Here is a 16,977-nt window from a genome sequence, read left to right on the forward strand (position 1 = left end):
ATGCAACTGAATACCCCGTTTCAAACCGCCCCCGGCAGCGATTCCCCGTTTGCCGAGCCGCGCAGGGTCAAGCGCTGGCTCAGAGAGCTGCCGCCCACCAACATAGGCGAATCCACGAGGCTTTTCTACGAGGGATTGAGGGACTCGAACCGCCTCGTGATCGCGCCGAAGAAACGCCTCGAGATCATGGAGTTGATGCGCTCGACCGCGAAACCGATCACCCGAAACCTGCAGAAGCATCTGCTTGCGCGCAGCTACCCACTCCCCACCAGGACCCGAAAGATCCTGCAGCTCAATCTTTCGATCCAGGAGGAGATGGCTAATGGCTACAAGAGCGCAATCAACGATGCCGCCAACGGTAGGGGAAAACTCGATCCGCGCTCCCAGGTGCTGGCCGTTCAGCGTGCGATGCGCTACCTGCAGGCGCAGTTTCTCTCCTCGATGGAAAGCTATGTGGGCTACAACGAGGGCAACTGGCGGGACCTGTATGCGCTGTTCGCGTTCGCCGAACAGCGCGACCTGCTCGACAGGGCAGTCAAGGACGAAGAATACGAAACCCTGACTCGCGCCACCATCGAGGACGTGTTCAGACAAACGGTGCTTCTGGAACTCTCCAAACCACAAAGCCTGCGCCAAGGCGAGGCGGCGAAACTTGCGACCTACTTCGAGCACACCGCTCGCAGCTGCGTGGTGCGACGGGGCCTGGCCCCCGATGCCGACGACAACGCCTGCGTGATGGACCTCGACAGCGACGACCCCCCCGTGTGCGCGATCGCCTCGCAGATCGAAAGTTCACCGTACCTGCGCTTTCTGGATATCAGCGCGCTGATCGCGTCAATTCAGTCACAAATCCAGGGTGCCGATTCCAACGACGCCATGGGTGCACCACAGGTGACCCTGAGTCTCGATCTCTACCGCCGGCTCCACCAGCACCTCACAACCAGCATCTCGCGCCGATTCTCCCGCGGTCCGGGGAGATTCGAGACCGAGTCCCTGATCGTGATCGGTCTGCCAAACATTCATCTGGCGCATCGTATCGATGCAGGGGCATTCGAGGAAACCGAGATCCCATACGAGCCCCAGAGCGTCGACCCCGTATCCGATGTCCTGTCGCCACCCGACACACTGTCGATCGACCTCAGCACCGAAGAACTGACCAAGCCCGGCCGATTCGAATTCCGGGCAAAGACCGAAACCGGCATGAGCAGCGGCAATGCCTGGGAGATCGTCGCCCGGGGGAACGTGATCGGTGAAAACAGTTTCAAGGCGACGCCCGGGGGAGAGGAAGTGCCTCTGCCGGATCGTAAGACGGATGAAATCTTTCACCGTTGGGGTGTCATCAACGTCAGCGCCGGCGGTTACCGGTTGAGGACGCAGGACACAGAGGCGAGCAACGCGCACGTCGGGGAGATCCTCGCAATGCGGTTTCCCCACGGCTCGAAGACACGCTGTCACGTCGGCGTTATCCGCTGGATGCAGGCGTACGGCTCCGGTGCCCTGGACATCGGGGTGCAGCTCATGGGTCCCAGGGTGCTACCGATCACGGTGGATTTCATCGACGTTTCGAGACGCACCTCGTCGGAACCCCGCGAAGGACTTGTCCTTCCCAGGGTTCAGGCTCTCAATCAGCCCTCCACCTTGGTGCTGCCGTACGGGGAATTCTCCGTCGGCGACAGGGTTATCGCGGCGATCGAGAACCGGGAGAATCGGTTGGAACTCACCGAACTCGTCGGACAGACCGGGTCATTCAGTCAGTTTCGATATTCCACCCTTTCCGAAACGGACGAATCGACGGACGACCAGGACAAGTTCGCGTCGCTCTGGTCGAAGCTCTGAATCCATGATCCTCCTGGTCCCGTGCACGCAGCATCAGGCCGCGAAGGCGTACTGACCGTGACGCCTCTCAAGACACGTTTTTCCCAATACGACAGAGAGCTGAACGCCTTGCGCAACGAGAATAAACTGCAGGTGATCATCGTCGAGAGCGATCTGAACGACGCGGACAGGGTCATCAGTATGCTGAAGTCGGCCGGTTACGCCGTCAGGGCGTCCCGGGCGGAGTCGTTGGAGGAACTGAACGAGCAGCTGCGCAAGCGCTCCCCGCAACTCGTACTCTGCACACTCGGACTCGAAGAGCTGAGTCTCGAAAACACCATTGCCGCCATCAGGGAAGCCGGCAAGAACATCCCCGTCATCGCGGTCGCTCCCGAAGGTGAGGCCAACGACGTGGAGTGCATGCAAGCCGGCGCGCAGGACCTGGTCGACAATGACAACCGCGATCAGTTCGTCCTGGTCGTGGACCGCACCGTCAGGTGCCACAATCTGTGGCGCCAGGTCAAGAAGCTCGAAGCCGCGATTGGCGAGTGCGAGCGCCGCAGCCGCGTGCTCCTCGACACCTCCCGGGACTCGATCAGCTACGTTCACGAGGGCATGCATGTCTACGCGAACGAGTCCTATCTCGACTTCTTCGGATTCGAGAGCTTCGACGACATCGAGGGTATGCCGCTCGTCGACATGATCGCACCGGAGGAACAGGCGCGTTTCAAGACAGCGTTGCGCGAATTCAGCGACAAGAGTCAGAAACCCATCGAAATCGACATCCGTTTGCAGAATGCCGCCGGGGAGCTTATCGACGGCATCATGGAATTCAGCCCGGCGACTGTCGATGGGGAACCGTGCACCCAGATTCTCATCCGTAACCAGGCCAACGCCCGCGAACTCCAGGACCAGCTCGCGCAAATGAGTCAGCGCGACGTCGCGACCGGGCTCTACAATCGCAAGCACTTCATGACGATGGTCGACGAGGCCATCCAGAACGCGACGACGGGCCAGGGAAACAGTGCCCTGATCCAGATCGAGATCTCTAACATCCAGGACATCCGCAACCGGCTCGGGGTGGCTGCGACCGACATCGTCATCTCCGACATCGCCCGGGTCCTCGAGGACACGTGCGTGGAAGACGATGTTCCGGCCCGGTTCGCCGAAGAGACATTTTCGGTGCTGACGACCCACGATTGGGAACAGACCAATCTACTGGATTGTATGACGCGTCTGGCGTCCGCGGTCGAGGGACACATCTCTGACGTCGAGGGAAAATCGGTGACCGCCGAGATCTCCCAGGGCGCCGTACAGATCGACGAGAACTCACCGGATTCCGATGAGCTGATCCAGCGCGCGGAAAAGATCCTCTCCGAATCCCGCAAACGCGAGGCCAACCGCTACGACATCTACGTCCCCCATGAGGGGGAGATGTCCCAGAAACAGATCGACAAACTGTGGCACGAACGTCTGTTGAACGCCATGGTCGAAAGGCGGTTGTCGCTGGAATTCCAGCCCATCGTCAGTCTGCACGGCGACGAAGGGGAACGTTACGAGGTCTACGTTCGCCTGCGCGACGAGAACGGGGAGATTGTCCCGCCGATGGATTTTCTCCCCAGTGCGGAACGCAGTGGGATCGCCTCCGACATCGACCGGTGGCTGATCCGGGCGGCGCTGGAAAAACTCTCGGCGATTCGCAAGGAAGGCCGGGACACAACGATGTTCATCAAGCTCAGCTCGGGTTCACTGCAGGACGAGGAACTTGTGATCTGGCTGGCGGAGATCGTCAGGGACACCCGGGTCCCTCCTGCCAGCGTCGTCTTCCAGATTTCCGAAAACGTCGTCACCGCGTATCTCAAGCAGGCGAAGGCGCTCGCCCGGCAGCTGCAGGAACTACACTGCAAACTGACCATCGAGGAATTCGGGACCGGACTGAAGCCCTTTCAGTTGCTGAAACTGGTACCGGCCGACTACCTGAAGATCAGCGCCACGCTGATGGAAAACATCGCTCAGGACAACGAAAACCAGGAGGCCGTACACACCCTGAGCGACACGGCGCACTCCATGAACAAGGAAACCATCGCCCCGTACGTCGAGGACGCCGGGACGCTGTCCGTCCTATGGGGACTCGGGGTGAACTATATCCAGGGGAATTTCCTGCAGGAACCCGCGGAGTCGATGGACTACGACTTCTCAACAATGGGATAGGCGCGGCAAGGCGCAGAAGCAGCTTGCCGCGACCGGCACTCACCCACGCTGCAGGGCCTCGATCCGCTCTTCCAGGGGGGGATGGCTCATGAACAGCTTCTTCAGGCCGTCACCGAGACCGCCGGCGATGCCGAACGCCGCCATCTCGCCCGGCAGATCGCGCGGTTGATGAACTCGCTGTAAGGCGCGCAGGGAGGCGATCATCTTGTCCCGACTGGCGAGGCTGGCCCCACCCGCATCTGCCTTGAACTCTCGCTGGCGGGAGAACCACATCGCGATGATCGTGGCGAGCAAGCCCAGCACGAGTTCGGCGACAATACTTCCGATCCAGTAACCCGGGCCGATACCATCCTCGATCCGGAACACCACGCGGTCCACGAGAATTCCCACGATGCGCGAGAAAAAGATCACGAAGGTATTCAGGATGCCCTGGAGCAACCCCATGGTCACCATGTCGCCGTTGGCCACGTGCGTCACCTCGTGCCCCAGTACGGCCTCCACCTCGCCTGCGTCCATACCGGCCAGCAATCCGGTGCTGACGGCCACCAGCGCTTCGTTCTTGTTCATCCCCGTGGCAAAAGCGTTGGGCTGATCGGAGTGGAACACACCGACCTCCGGCATGCCGATTCCGGCCTGCCCGGCCTGCCGCCTGACCGTCTCCACCAGCCACTGTTCGGTTGCATTCCTCGGGTGCTCGATGATCTGAACCCCCATCGATCTCTTGGCCATCCATTTCGAGGCGGCCAGGGAGATGAACGAACCGCCGAAGCCGATCAGCAGGGCCATGATCAGCAGGCCGTTCATCTGCCCGGCCATTCCCTGCTCGGCAAGCCAGGCGTCGATGCCGAGGACACGTGCCGATACGCTCAACACCGCGAGCACGCTGAAGTTCGCTATCAGAAACAGTACGATTCGCTTGATCATCGCTTTATTACCTGCCTGCCTGTCGTCATTTTCGATCGTCTCGATCTCTCGGGAAGGTGCTTGCGGACCGCGGACCGGATACCATAGATTGCGACCACCGGATATCGAACCGGTTGCGACCCACAACCGGTTAAGATGGGGGCACCGCGCGCCGATTCAATACCGGCCAACCGTCGAATCCTTCATGTGACCTCCACCGCCGTCACCTTCTGGTATCCCCTCGGCAGCTTGCGTCCGCGCTTTCCCCGTTCAGCGCGGTATCCTTCCAATTCCGCGGGCTTGAGCAGCTTGTACTGCTTTCCCGCGTGCACGGCGAGCGACTCGCCCGGCGTCAGGACCACCATCTGCACCACCCGCTCGAGCCCTTCCTTCAGCCTGGCCAAAGGCATACCGACGATGCGGTTCCCCTTGCCCCTGGCCATCTCCGGCAGCGCCGCCACCTCCGTTACGAGCATGTGACCGTCCGAGGTGATCGCTACGATGAAGGACTCGGCCGGATCCACGACGCGGACCGGCGGCATGACCTTCGTCCCCGCGGGGACAATCAGCAGGACCCTGCCCGCCTTGTTCCGGGTCACCATGTCCCCGAACCGGCAAACAAACCCGTAACCGGCGGCGGTGGACAGCAGGAATCGCGTTTCGGAATCCCCCATCATCACACCGACGAACGATGCGCCGTCGGGCGGAGCGAGACGGCCACTCAACGGTTCGCCCTGCCCTCGGGCCGAAGGCAGGGTGTGAGCCGGCAGCGAATAGCATCGCCCGGTCGAATCCAGGAAGACCGCCTGCCGGTTGGCACGCCCCTGCGAAGCGGCCCGGAACCCGTCACCCGACTTGTAGCTGAGCGCCCCGGGATCGACTTCGAGCCCCTTGGCCGCCCGCACCCAGCCCTTGCGCGACAGGACGACGGTAACCGGTTCTGAAGACACCAGTGCGGTTTCATCCATGGCCCGCGCCGTCTCCCGCGCCACGACGGGGGAGCGCCGTTCGTCACCGTAGGTCTCCGCATCCGCGAGCAGCTCGTCCCGGACCAGGCGCTTCAGGCGCCGGCTCGATCCCAGGGTATTCTCCAGACCGTCGCGCTCGGCGGACAGATCGTCCTGTTCGGAGCGGATCTTCATCTCCTCGAGCCGCGCGAGGTGACGCAGTTTCAGCTCCAGGATTGCCTCGGCCTGCGCGTCGGTGAGTTCGAAGCGTTTCATCAGGACAGGCTTCGGCTCGTCCTCGCTGCGAATGATCGCGATCACCTCGTCGATGTTGAGGTAGGCGACCAGCAGACCCTCGAGGACGTGCAGGCGACTCCGAACCTTTTCCAGACGCCACTCGAGCCGCCTCCTCACGGTATCGGTACGAAAACCGAGCCATTCGCGCAGCACGGCGACGAGGCCCTTGACCTGCGGGCGGCCGTCGACACCGATGACGTTCACGTTCACCCGGTAGCTCCGTTCCAGGTCCGTGGTGGCGAACAGGTGGGACATCAGCGCCTCGCTGTCGGTCCGCCCGCCGCGCGGCGAGATCACCAGCCGGGTCGGATGCTCATGATCGGACTCGTCCCTCAGGTCCTCGACCATCGGCAGCTTCTTCGCCTGCATCTGCTGGGCGATCTGCTCGAGGACCCGCGCCCCGGAGACCTGATAGGGCAGCGCCGTCACGACGATGTCGCGATCCTCCCGTTCCCAGCACGCGCGCATGCGCACGTTGCCCTGTCCGGTGCGATACATCGAGATGATCTCGTCCCGTGCGGACACGATCTCGGCCCGGGTCGGGAAATCCGGTCCGTTCACGTGCTCGCACAGATCCTCCAGCGTCGCCTTCGAATCCTCGAGAAGACGAACACAGGCGGCGACGACCTCGCGCAGGTTGTGCGGCGGGATATCGGTGGACATGCCGACCGCGATCCCGGTCGCCCCGTTCAGCAATACGTTGGGCAGCCGGGCGGGCAGAATCTTCGGTTCGTCCAGCGTGCCGTCGAAATTCGGGACCCAGTCGGCCGTCCCCTGCCCCAGTTCCTGTAGCAGGACCTTTGCGTAGTGCGACAGGCGGGACTCCGTATAGCGCATTGCGGCGAACGACTTCGGGTCGTCCGCGGAGCCCCAGTTACCCTGCCCGTCGATCAGAGGGTAACGATAGGAAAAATCCTGCGCCATCAGCACCATGGCCTCGTAACAGGCGCTGTCCCCGTGGGGGTGGAATTTGCCGATCACGTCGCCGACGGTGCGCGCGGACTTCTTGTGTTTGGAGGCGGCCGACAGACCGAGCTCCGACATCGCATACACGATCCGCCGCTGCACCGGTTTGAGCCCGTCGCCCACATGCGGCAGGGCCCGGTCGAGGATGACGTACATGGAGTAGTCCAGATACGCCTTCTCGGTAAACACGCCGAGCGGCATGCGCTCGATGCCTTCGTAGTCCAGTTCCAGGTTTTCTGCCATCGATCAGCTCATATTGACGTGCGTATCGACGCCGGAGGCGGCTCCGGCGCACTACAGTTGCGCGATATCGCCCTTGCGCTCCAGCCAGCCGCGGCGGTCCGCGGCCCGCTTCTTGGCCAGCAACATGTCAAGCATCCCGGCGCTGTCGTCGCCGTCTTCGACCACCAGACGGACCAGACGGCGGCTCTCCGGCGCCATGGTGGACTCGCGAAGCTGCAGCGGATTCATCTCCCCGAGGCCCTTGAAGCGGGTGACCGTCACCTTACCTTTCCTGCGTTCCGCGGCGATCCGGTCGAGAACGCCGTCACGCTCGCTGTTGTCCAGGGCGTAGTAGACCGCCTTTCCGACGTCGATCCGATACAACGGTGGCATCGCAATGTAGACGTGGCCGGTCACTACCAGTGGCCTGAAGTGACGCAGAAACAGGGCGCTCAACAGCGTGGCGATGTGCAGCCCATCGGAATCCGCGTCGGCAAGGACGCAGATCTTCCCGTAGCGAAGGTCATCCAGTCTTCCGGAACCTGGATCGACGCCGATGGCCACTGAGATGTCGTGCACCTCCTGCGAGGCCAGCACGCGCTCGTGCTCGACCTCCCAGGTGTTGAGGATCTTACCGCGCAGCGGCATCACCGCCTGAAACTCACGGTCTCGCGCCTGCTTCGCGGACCCGCCGGCCGAGTCCCCCTCGACCAGGAACAGCTCCGTGCGCGAGAGGTCCTGCAATGTACAGTCCGCAAGCTTTCCCGGCAGGGCGGGCCCTGCCGTCACCTTCTTGCGCACCACCTTCTTGCCGGCGCGCAGGCGTCTGCCCGCATGGCTGATCGCCTGGCGGGCGATCAGCTCTCCGGTTTCGGCGTGCTGATTGAGCCACAGGCTGAGCGCATCCTTGACTACCCCGGAGACGAAGGCCGCCGTCGCGCGCGACGACAGTCGCTCCTTGATCTGCCCCGCGAACTGAGGCTCCAGCATCTTCACGGAGAGTACGTAACTCACCCCCTCCCAGACGTCATCCGGGGCGAGCTTGATCCCACGCGGCAGCAGGTTGCGGAATTCGCAGAACTCACGCACGGCCTCGGTGAGGCCGGACCGCAGCCCGTTGACATGGGTCCCGCCCTGTGTGGTCGGGACGAGATTCACGTAGCTCTCCGCCACCCCGTCGCCGCCTTCCGGGAGCCAGATGACGGCCCAGTCCACGGCCTCCTGATGGCCCTCGAAACTGCCGGTGAACGGGGCCGGCGGCAACAGCTCGTATCCGGCCACGGCCTCGGCGAGATAGGCCTCGATACCGTTCGCGTAGTTCCACTCCAGCGACTCGCCGGTGTTCTCGTCCGAGAACCGCACCGTCAGTCCGGGACACAGCACCGCCTTGGCACGCAGCAGGTGCCGTAGTCGCGGGACCGAAAACGTCACGGTGTCGAAGTACCGTGGATTGGGCCAGAAGCGCAGCACGGTTCCCGTGTTGCGCTTGGCGGCATCGCCGACGACCTCCAGGTCAGAAACCTTATCGCCGTCGGCGAATGCCATGTTGAACTCCTTCCCGCCCCGGCGCACCCACACCTCCAGGTGCCGGGACAGCGCGTTCACGACCGAGACGCCGACACCGTGAAGCCCGCCTGAAAACCGGTAGTTGTCGCCGGAGAACTTGCCACCGGCGTGCAGCGTCCCGAGGATGACCTCGACACCCGGCGCTTTCTTTTCCGGGTGGATGTCTACCGGCATGCCGCGGCCGTCATCGCTGACCTGCAGGGAACCGTCCTTGTACAGCACCACTTCGATGGACCGGGCGAATCCGGCAATGGCCTCGTCAACGGAATTGTCGATGACCTCCTGCGCCATGTGGTTCGGACGGGTCGTGTCGGTGTACATGCCAGGGCGCTTGCGCACCGGATCGAGTCCACTGAGGACCTCGATGTCGGCAGCGTCGTAGGAAGGCGTCATGGGGATCGTCTGAGTATCCAGGCTTGGGTTTCGCGCTATTCTAGTACCCTGCCCAACCTGAGTTCCACGGGTTTCAACGCATCGCAAAGGCACTGTTCGAAGCGACCGGGTTGACAGTCCCGCCACCCGTTTCATACTGTAACCTTGTCGCGCCGGTTCCTGCAGTGCCCCTTGCGCGTTACCTTTCGCACAATGCCGAGGTCAGCCATGACAAACATGCGCCACGGATCCCTAGCCGCCTTCATGGCGTTGCTGTTCGCCGTCGCCCCCGCTGTGTCGATTGCCTCGGAAGAGGCACCGACGTCCGATGAGCCGAAGCTGGGCTACCTCGATCGCCAGAAGACCGGAAGCGAGGACCCGTCGCTGGGTATGAAGGCATTCGACCTGTTCCTGTCACGCCCGACCACCCTGGTGGCCTCGCTCGTCGGGACTGTCGGCTGGATCGCAGCCCTGCCCTTCACGGCCACCGGTCTGGCGACGACTAGTGTCGGCGATGCGCGCAAGGCGATGGTGGACTACCCCTTCAAATACACGTTTACTCGCCCGCTGGGCGATTTCAGCGAACGCCAGGAGCAGGTGGTAGAGACCCGGTATGCGCTCGACGCAGGTGAGTGAGGCGCCACGACGTCCATGAATCCGAGACGGCGCTGACATGGGACCCATTCCGATCCGCAGTGATGTGACACGTATTGCGGACACCTTCCGTGAAGCCCTCGTGCGCCACCGCAGGAAACCCCTGCTCAGAGCCGCCATGGCGGCATGCGCGCTCGTGGCGGTTTCCGACGGCAGGGTTCGATTCAGCGAGCGCGTCAGACTGGACCAGATTCTCGACGCCGTCGACAAGCTCAGGATCTTCAACCCCCACGAGGGGGTCGATCTGTTCGACGGGCACGTCGAGGAGATTCTGAAGTCTCCCCAAAATGGGCGGGAGAAGGCGCTTCGGGCAATCGCCGCGGTCTCGGACGACCCCGAGTCTGCCACCCTGCTCGCGCGAATCTGTCTCGCCGTCGGCCAGGCCGGAGGTGGGGAGGCACTGCCGAAAAAGATCGAAATCGTCAAGCTGTGCAATTGTCTGGGCATCGATCCCGCCACGCTTAATGCCGATCTGCGATACCTGGACTAGCAGACCGCGTTTCCGCTGACTCGATTGAAACCTCGGTGACAACTTAGGCGATTTCTGTCAAATATACCCGTCGCGGACAGGTTTTCACGAGAAAGTGTGTGTCATATTCGTTTCGTGGCAAGGCGCGATGACGCGTAATAGCCGCTCTATTGCAAGGAATCGCAACGCCGCCAACGAAAATCCGGCGCATTCTGGTATGCCATTTTCCGGCAATCGTCTTAGCGAAGTGCCCCTCCAGGCGGGTCGGCTGAAGGGACAGCGGCTCACCAGAACGAGGTGAGCCGCCGCATCCAGCGACAGTCCTGATGGGCGACTGTCCGCCACTTACCTATTCAGGCGGTCGGGATCCCTTTCTGACCCTTGTCAACCGGTCTTCAGAAACTCGGAGCATTGCGTGGACATGCTTCATCGCTTCAAAGGCGACAGCGACGTAAAGCACATCAGCCTTTCCATGAGCCCAGCCGCAGTTTGCATCGCGGTTGATCGCCCGCCGTTCATCGATGAAGCGCCAACCAACAGCATGCGGCTCCTCTCGATGACAACAAGTGGACGGGCCTTTGAGGTGTCGCGGCGTTGCTCCGGTCTGGCCGATCTGGTGTAGATGCGTGAGAAACGACAGCACTTCCTGCCCTTCGCTCCCCAGGTCGACTACCCGGGTCCACCGATTCCCGAAGCACTCAATGAGGCGGCGTGAATCCGCTCGTCATGACGAGTGAGTCGTATCCCTTCGATTTCGGCCAGGACTCTTTGATGTGCTGTGTTGGAGCGTCGTTTCAAAAGAGTCTCTACCCGGAAAATTCGATCAAACTCTCGGGAAGATTCGCCATGAGCAAAGTGGGCTTCATTGATTTGGGCGTCATGGGCAGACCCATGGCCGGCCGGCTGATCGCCGGTGGCCATACGCTGTTCGTTCACTCCAGAAGTGGCGCCTCGCAAGTCATCCTGAACAAGGGCGCCGTCGAATGTGGCAATGGTAAGGAGGTGGCGGAACACGCCGACGCGATCATCACCATGTTGCCAGACACACCGAAAGTTGCAGTGGTTCTGTTTGGCGGGCGGCATGTGCCTCGAGATATCGATAGCCCGGCAACGCACGGCTTGAAGTTCGGCAGCACGGTCCATATATTAGACTAATCTAATGTTATTGGGTCTACGAATTTTCGGTTATACAAGGACACCGTGCCGGTTGCGACATACGGTCCGGCCGGGAGGCATCCGCCGCCCGGCTAAATTCTCAAAACACCTTTGCCGCAATCACGGTTCCCTTTCCGACAGCCAGGACGAAAAACAGATGAGCGAATCTCCCTATATCACGAATGTCACCCGGGAATCGTTCCCGAGAACGGTGCTACGGAAGTCCCGTGAAGTACCGGTACTGGTGGATTTCTGGGCGGACTGGTGTGGCCCCTGCCACATGCTGACGCCGGTCCTCGCCAGCCTCGTGGAAAAATACCAGGGCGAATTCCTGCTGGCCAAGGTCAACAGCGATGAACAGCAGGAACTCGCAGTGCAGTACGGGGTACGCAGCCTGCCCACCGTCAAGGTGTTCCGCAACGGCGAGGTCGTGGACGAGTTCATGGGCGCGCAACCGGAATCCGTGGTCCGCGAGATCATCGAGCGGCACATCCAACGCGAGTCGGACAAGGTTTTTCTCGCGGCCCGCGCCGCCCTGGAAGCCGGCGACAAGCGACAGGGGCTGACCCTGCTGGAACAGGCCGCCGGTATGGCCCCGGACAACGCTGAGATCCGCATCGAATGGGCACGTGTCCTGCTCGAAAGCGGTGACCCCGACGGCGCGTCGGCATTGCTAGATCAACTCGGTCCCGCCGACCGCGACCTGCCGGGTGCCAGAAGGCTGCTCGCGCAGATGGAATTTGCGCGCAGCGCCGCCGACACACCGGATGCAGGAGAGCTGGCTGCCCGTGTGTCGGCGGCCCCGGAGGATCTCGCGGCACGCTACGGTCTCGGCGCGCACCTTATCCTGAAGGGCGATTTCGAGGGCGGCATGGACCAGTTTTTCGAGATTATGCGGCGTGACCGGGCATTCAGCGACGACGCCGGGCGCAAGGCCCTGCTGTCGGTGTTCGACCTGCTCGGAGAAGGTGACGAACGCGTCAAGCGCTTCCGGTCGAAGATGTTCGCCATTTTGCACTAACGGAACTGATCTCAAAGGGTAGGCATTCCAATGGGGTTTGCCCAGGATCTGAGGTCCTGGAGGCGAAGACAAGGTGGCGGTAAGCGATCAGCGCATGGGGTCTGGTCTTGCATGATAGCATTTGGCTGCGAATCACCCGCCCCACCGTCGCCGAGCGCAGACCAAAAGGATCGGCAATCGCGCGGTAGCTGTAGACGCCAGTGGCATACGCCGCAACAATGGCGGCATTGCGCTCGCAGTGCTTGGCGGCTACCGCCTCCAGCGGAGCCGAGGGCCTTCTGCGTTGGGTCCTTGAGACATTCAACACGTAGCGGTCTTGCCATGGAGGCAGTCTACTCGAGCCACAGTCACGGGACAAGACCTGACCCTCAGACTGACCCCACACGGTGCCCGATCGCGGCCAGCTCATTGATATCGTCCATCACGTCCGACTCACGCATCGCCTGCCGGATCAGCCCGAACGCAGCATGATGGACCGCGACCGTCTGTTCGTAGACGCGCTTTTGCTGTACGCCCTGTGTGTCGAGCCAGCCGTGTTTCAGCCGGCTCCCGCTCTCGCCGATACGGTCGAGCACGCCCGAAGTCAGCACACACCGGGCGTCCATCTCGAACAGCTCGTATTTTACCGACGAGCTACCGCAGTTAATCACCAGGATATTCATTCGGTCAATCTTTCTGCGCCTGGATCGCGGTGATCGCGACCGTGCTCACGATGTCCGGCACGGTACATCCGCGGCTGAGGTCGTTCACCGGCTTGTTCAGGCCCTGCAATACCGGGCCGATCGCCAGCGTATTCGCGAAGCGCTGCACCGCCTTGTAGGTGTTGTTGCCGGTGTTCAGGTCCGGGAAGATACACACGGTCGCCCTGCCGGCGACTTCGTTCGTGCCCGCATCGCCACCCTTCACCTTGGTTTTCGCCACCGACGCATCCACTGCGGCGTCGTACTGGATCGGTCCGGCGATTTTCAGGTCCGGTCGCTGCCGCCGGACGATCCCGGTGGCCTCGCGTACCTTGACCACCGCCGCACCCTTGCCGGATTCGCCGGTGGAATAGGACAGCATCGCAATGCGCGGTTCGACACCGAACTTCATCGCCGTGTCCGCCGAATTGATCGCGATATCCGCGAGCTGCTCCGCGTTTGGGTTCGGATTGATCGCGCAATCGCCGAACACCAGTACCCGGTCCTGCAGGCACATGAAGAACACGCTGGACACGATCCGGGCGCCGGGTTTGGTCTTGATGGTTTCGAACGACGGCCGGATGGTGTGCTGCGTGGTGTGCACGGAGCCGGACACCATTCCGTCGGCGAGACCGTGATACACCATCATCGTGCCGAAGTAGCTGACATCGGCCATCGCATCGCAGGCCATTTCCTTCGAGATACCCTTGTGCCTGCGCAGGTCGTAATAGGTCTGTGCGAACTGCTGGCGCAGTTCGGATTGCAGCGGGTCGATGATGTCGACGACGCCATCCAGGTGCAGACCGAGTTCGTCGATTTTGGCGCGGATTTCATCCGGGTTGCCGAGCAGCGTGATTTTCGCGACATCTCGCAACACCAGAATTTCGGTGGCGAGCAGAATGCGCGGTTCGGTGCCTTCGGGCAACACGATATGCCGGCGCTGCACGCGCGCCTTGCGGATGAGTTCGTACTCGAACATCAGCGGCGTGACCCGTGTCGACTGTGTGGTACTGATGCGTTGCAGCAACTTATCGGCTTCGATGCCGGCCTCGACGATGCCCAGCGCGAGCGCGAGCTTGCGTTCATTACCGGCGCTCAGGCTCGCGGTCACCGCGTTGACGTTCATCGCGGTATTGAATGTGTCGGTCGATACGCTCAGCACCGCAACCGACACGTTGCCGAGTCCGTCGATCAGCCTCATGATTTCCTTCGCGGGCATCTGGTTGCCGGTCAGCAGCAGTCCAGCGATCTGCGGATACACGCGCGACGGAAACGACATCAGGCTGCCGAGGATAATATCGGAGCGGTCGCCCGACGTGATGATCAGGCTGTTCGCCTCGATGTAATTCAGAAAATCCGGCAGCAGCATTGACGCGACCTTGTAGTTGTGCACCTCGCGCTTCAGCGCATCCGGTCCGCAGTACAGGCATTCGGCTTCGAGCGCGTTCGCGATGTCCCACATCGTGGGCTTGCCAAGCGAGGGGTTTTCAGCGAGCACATACAGCGGCGCGGCCATGCCCAGTGAGCGCTCAACCGCGTACCTGACCTGCTCAACCTGCGCCGCATCCACTCTGCTCAGCACGGCAGCAAGAATGTCGCAATCGCGTTCTTCGAGTAAATGAATGAACGCCCTGGCCGCATCGACGATCTGCTCCGCGTCGCGCAGATAACCTTTCACGACCGGCATCACATAACAGCCCAGGTTGTTGGCCACGTCCGCGTTGAAGTCGAATTCGAGCGCAGCGTCGACACCGCTGAAGTCGGTGCCCAGGCAGACAATGTGATCACAATGCACTTGCAGGGATTTGAATTTTTCCAGGATGACCTTGAGCAGGTCATCCTGGCGATCCCGGGTGATGTAGTCCCTGGCCTGTTCGTGACTGCAACCGAACATCATTTCGAACGGTTGACTCAACGAATAACGCGCAGTCATCAGCTCGATGATCGGATCGCCTGAGTGCTCACTGCGAATGACGGGACGGAAAAAGCCCAGACGATTGGTCTGTGTAGACAGCAGTTCCATCAGCCCGAGCGCGACCACGGACTTGCCACTTTTCGCTTCCGCGCCGGCCACGTAAATATTCTGTGTCATTGTTCTCAATACTCTTGAGTCGGATTCGCCGCCCGGAATATCCAGGCCGGTCGGCAGTGTCTACACCCCCGTCATCAGGCTCTGATGGAATCAGGCGGTACCTATCGTGCAGCACAAACAGGGTCAGGTCTTGTCTCGTGCCTTTTCAGGTAGATTCACAATTCTGCCGATCCTGGAATAAGGTAATCCACCATGCTCGCTAATCTCTCGCATATTGTAGCCTCCACTATTCAAGGCTTCGAAAATCGCAGTATCGCGATCTCGGTGTTTGTCGAAATACCAAGTCAACGGCCGGGACACGGGCCGTCGTTGCGTCTTGGGGATTTCACTCAAGCGTCGGTCTGCGTCTATTTTGCGCTGCATCGTATCCACAAATGCATCTGAATCCAGATAGATTTGATTCTTGAGTTCTTGCCAGGGGAAAGGCCGATTCTTTCCGTCGGCGACAAACCGTCGGTACGCGGTCTGTGCCTGTTGCTTGCGTTCGGCGAACGCGGCCAGTATCCAGTCGATCTCCAGCCAATTGGGCACCACGGTCATTCCTACCGTAACCCGATAGTTGCTCCAGGGCCAATCCCGTGCCGTGCGTACCATGCGGGCGCGAACGGGATTGAGAACGATGTAGCGAGATAACTCCAACAGATGATCGTCTTTTTGTACCAAGATGGCCTTGTATCGGCATTGATAGACGTGTCCTACCTACCCGATAAGGGCTCCAGCAAACTCTATACGTAGCGGTCTTGCCATGGAGGCAGTCTACTCGAGCCACAGTCACGGGACAAGACCTGACCCCCGCTTGCATACAGGAACGCGACCCGTTATCGCTAAGATGCCCGCGGTAACCCGACGATCTGGCGGCGCAACTACTTCGCGAAGGTCCCAACGAGTTCCGCTTGGGCTATGACATGACCCTGCATTGCCGCTTCGATTCTGGCTTTGGTCGGCGTTTTCATCTCCTCGAGCTCGAGGTCCAGCGCATAAAGCTTATGGAAATAGCGGTGTCGTCCGATGGGTGGGCAAGGGCCTCCGTATCCGGCACGTTTCCAGTCGTTGATGCCCTCCTTCGTTCCCGGTGGAAGCCGATCGGGGAGAACGCCTTCAGGAAGGGAGGTCGCATCCGGAGGAATGTTGTACAAAACCCAATGTACCCAGGTCATCCGCGGTGCCCTCGGGTCCGGGGCATCGGGATCGTCGACAATGAGTACCAGGCTCCGCGCGCCTTCGGGTACACCTGACCAAATCAGCGCCGGGGATATGTCTTCTCTCTTGCAGGTGTACTTGGCGGGGATGGCGGCGTCATGGGAGAAAGCCGGGGACTCGATTGATAGCGACTTGGTTTCCTCTGAAGATACCGGATTCACGCCAAGGAATCCGACGACGCAGATGGTGCGCAGGACCCGGGTCGAGAAGCGGAGAAACATTGGGTCCGAGGCGCGATTGAAGGGTTTCGCTTTCATGGCATTGCGCTAGGCTCTGTTGACATTCATCGTGGACGGCGGCTTTACGGATCTTTTCCGCCCTGACGGCGTTGGATTCGACTTGCAATGGGGCGGCATTGCGCATCGAATCCGCCTTGTCAGGACGAAAAATCCCTCGAAAATCCACTC

The 16,977-nt window shown here is 61.2% G+C and carries 13 protein-coding genes and 1 pseudogene; 6 read left to right on the top strand and 8 right to left on the bottom strand.

Annotation, left to right across the window (positions count from 1 at the left end):
• A complete protein-coding gene (locus tag LJE91_11790) occupies positions 1-1,836 on the top strand; it encodes a hypothetical protein (GenBank protein MCG6869374.1) in 1,836 nt (611 codons plus the stop codon).
• 57 nt (positions 1,837-1,893) lie between these two features.
• On the top strand, positions 1,894-4,026 hold the full coding sequence (locus tag LJE91_11795; protein ID MCG6869375.1) for an EAL domain-containing protein: 2,133 nt from the start codon (positions 1,894-1,896) through the stop codon (positions 4,024-4,026).
• 39 nt (positions 4,027-4,065) lie between these two features.
• Here LJE91_11795 and htpX read toward each other — a convergent pair whose 3' ends face one another.
• The 3 genes from htpX to parE all read right to left on the bottom strand — a co-directional run bounded on the left by htpX (position 4,066) and on the right by parE (position 9,320).
• The gene (gene htpX, locus LJE91_11800) at positions 4,066-4,947 is read right to left on the bottom strand and encodes a protease HtpX (GenBank protein MCG6869376.1); all 882 of its coding nucleotides are present in this window, start codon (positions 4,945-4,947) and stop codon (positions 4,066-4,068) included.
• 185 nt (positions 4,948-5,132) lie between these two features.
• Positions 5,133-7,382: a DNA topoisomerase IV subunit A gene (gene parC, locus LJE91_11805; protein MCG6869377.1), complete on the bottom strand. Its 2,250-nt coding sequence runs from the start codon at positions 7,380-7,382 to the stop codon at positions 5,133-5,135.
• Positions 7,383-7,433: 51 nt separating this feature from the next.
• Positions 7,434-9,320, bottom strand: coding sequence for a DNA topoisomerase IV subunit B (parE, locus tag LJE91_11810; protein MCG6869378.1), 1,887 nt, complete (start codon positions 9,318-9,320; stop codon positions 7,434-7,436).
• 207 nt (positions 9,321-9,527) lie between these two features.
• On the opposite strand from parE, the gene LJE91_11815 reads away from it, so the two are divergent.
• A complete protein-coding gene (locus LJE91_11815) occupies positions 9,528-9,935 on the top strand; it encodes a hypothetical protein (GenBank protein ID MCG6869379.1) in 408 nt (135 codons plus the stop codon).
• Positions 9,936-9,972: 37 nt separating this feature from the next.
• Positions 9,973-10,443 carry a TerB family tellurite resistance protein gene (locus tag LJE91_11820; protein ID MCG6869380.1) on the top strand — a complete coding sequence of 157 codons (471 nt, stop codon included), beginning with the start codon at positions 9,973-9,975 and terminating at the stop codon, positions 10,441-10,443.
• Positions 10,444-10,771: 328 nt separating this feature from the next.
• On the opposite strand, the pseudogene LJE91_11825 reads toward LJE91_11820, so the two are convergent.
• Positions 10,772-11,095 (bottom strand): annotated as a pseudogene (locus tag LJE91_11825) (hypothetical protein).
• A gap of 38 nt (positions 11,096-11,133) precedes the next feature.
• Here LJE91_11825 and LJE91_11830 point away from each other — a divergent pair.
• Positions 11,134-11,577 (top strand): NAD(P)-binding domain-containing protein, encoded by a 444-nt coding sequence (locus LJE91_11830; GenBank protein MCG6869381.1) that lies wholly within the window; start codon positions 11,134-11,136, stop codon positions 11,575-11,577.
• A 157-nt stretch (positions 11,578-11,734) separates the two neighbouring features.
• Positions 11,735-12,598 carry a thioredoxin gene (gene trxA / locus LJE91_11835; GenBank protein ID MCG6869382.1) on the top strand — a complete coding sequence of 288 codons (864 nt, stop codon included), beginning with the start codon at positions 11,735-11,737 and terminating at the stop codon, positions 12,596-12,598.
• A gap of 368 nt (positions 12,599-12,966) precedes the next feature.
• Here the strand turns inward: trxA and LJE91_11840 are convergent, their stop codons facing one another.
• The 4 genes from LJE91_11840 to LJE91_11855 all read right to left on the bottom strand — a co-directional run bounded on the left by LJE91_11840 (position 12,967) and on the right by LJE91_11855 (position 16,791).
• Positions 12,967-13,260, bottom strand: a complete 294-nt coding sequence (locus tag LJE91_11840) for a hypothetical protein (protein MCG6869383.1) — start codon at positions 13,258-13,260, stop codon at positions 12,967-12,969.
• Positions 13,261-13,264: 4 nt separating this feature from the next.
• Positions 13,265-15,370, bottom strand: coding sequence for a phosphate acetyltransferase (gene pta / locus LJE91_11845; protein MCG6869384.1), 2,106 nt, complete (start codon positions 15,368-15,370; stop codon positions 13,265-13,267).
• A gap of 123 nt (positions 15,371-15,493) precedes the next feature.
• Positions 15,494-16,033, bottom strand: coding sequence for an addiction module toxin RelE (locus tag LJE91_11850; protein ID MCG6869385.1), 540 nt, complete (start codon positions 16,031-16,033; stop codon positions 15,494-15,496).
• A 200-nt stretch (positions 16,034-16,233) separates the two neighbouring features.
• Positions 16,234-16,791 carry a YbhB/YbcL family Raf kinase inhibitor-like protein gene (locus tag LJE91_11855; GenBank protein ID MCG6869386.1) on the bottom strand — a complete coding sequence of 186 codons (558 nt, stop codon included), beginning with the start codon at positions 16,789-16,791 and terminating at the stop codon, positions 16,234-16,236.
• Between the last annotated feature and the right edge of the window lie 186 nt (positions 16,792-16,977).

It is taken from the genome of Gammaproteobacteria bacterium (assembly GCA_022340215.1).
GTDB lineage: Bacteria > Pseudomonadota > Gammaproteobacteria > JAJDOJ01 > JAJDOJ01 > JAJDOJ01.

Excerpts from the sequence above, each read along its gene's own strand:
- LJE91_11790 (MCG6869374.1), top strand. The coding sequence starts at position 1 with ATGCAACTGAATACCCCGTTTCAAACCGCCCCCGGCAGCGATTCCCCG.
- parC (MCG6869377.1), bottom strand. The coding sequence starts at position 7,382 with ATGGCAGAAAACCTGGAACTGGACTACGAAGGCATCGAGCGCATGCCG.
- parE (MCG6869378.1), bottom strand. The coding sequence starts at position 9,320 with ATGACGCCTTCCTACGACGCTGCCGACATCGAGGTCCTCAGTGGACTC.
- LJE91_11815 (MCG6869379.1), top strand. The coding sequence starts at position 9,528 with ATGACAAACATGCGCCACGGATCCCTAGCCGCCTTCATGGCGTTGCTG.
- LJE91_11820 (MCG6869380.1), top strand. The coding sequence starts at position 9,973 with ATGGGACCCATTCCGATCCGCAGTGATGTGACACGTATTGCGGACACC.
- trxA (MCG6869382.1), top strand. The coding sequence starts at position 11,735 with ATGAGCGAATCTCCCTATATCACGAATGTCACCCGGGAATCGTTCCCG.
- LJE91_11840 (MCG6869383.1), bottom strand. The coding sequence starts at position 13,260 with ATGAATATCCTGGTGATTAACTGCGGTAGCTCGTCGGTAAAATACGAG.
- pta (MCG6869384.1), bottom strand. The coding sequence starts at position 15,370 with ATGACACAGAATATTTACGTGGCCGGCGCGGAAGCGAAAAGTGGCAAG.
- LJE91_11855 (MCG6869386.1), bottom strand. The coding sequence starts at position 16,791 with ATGTTTCTCCGCTTCTCGACCCGGGTCCTGCGCACCATCTGCGTCGTC.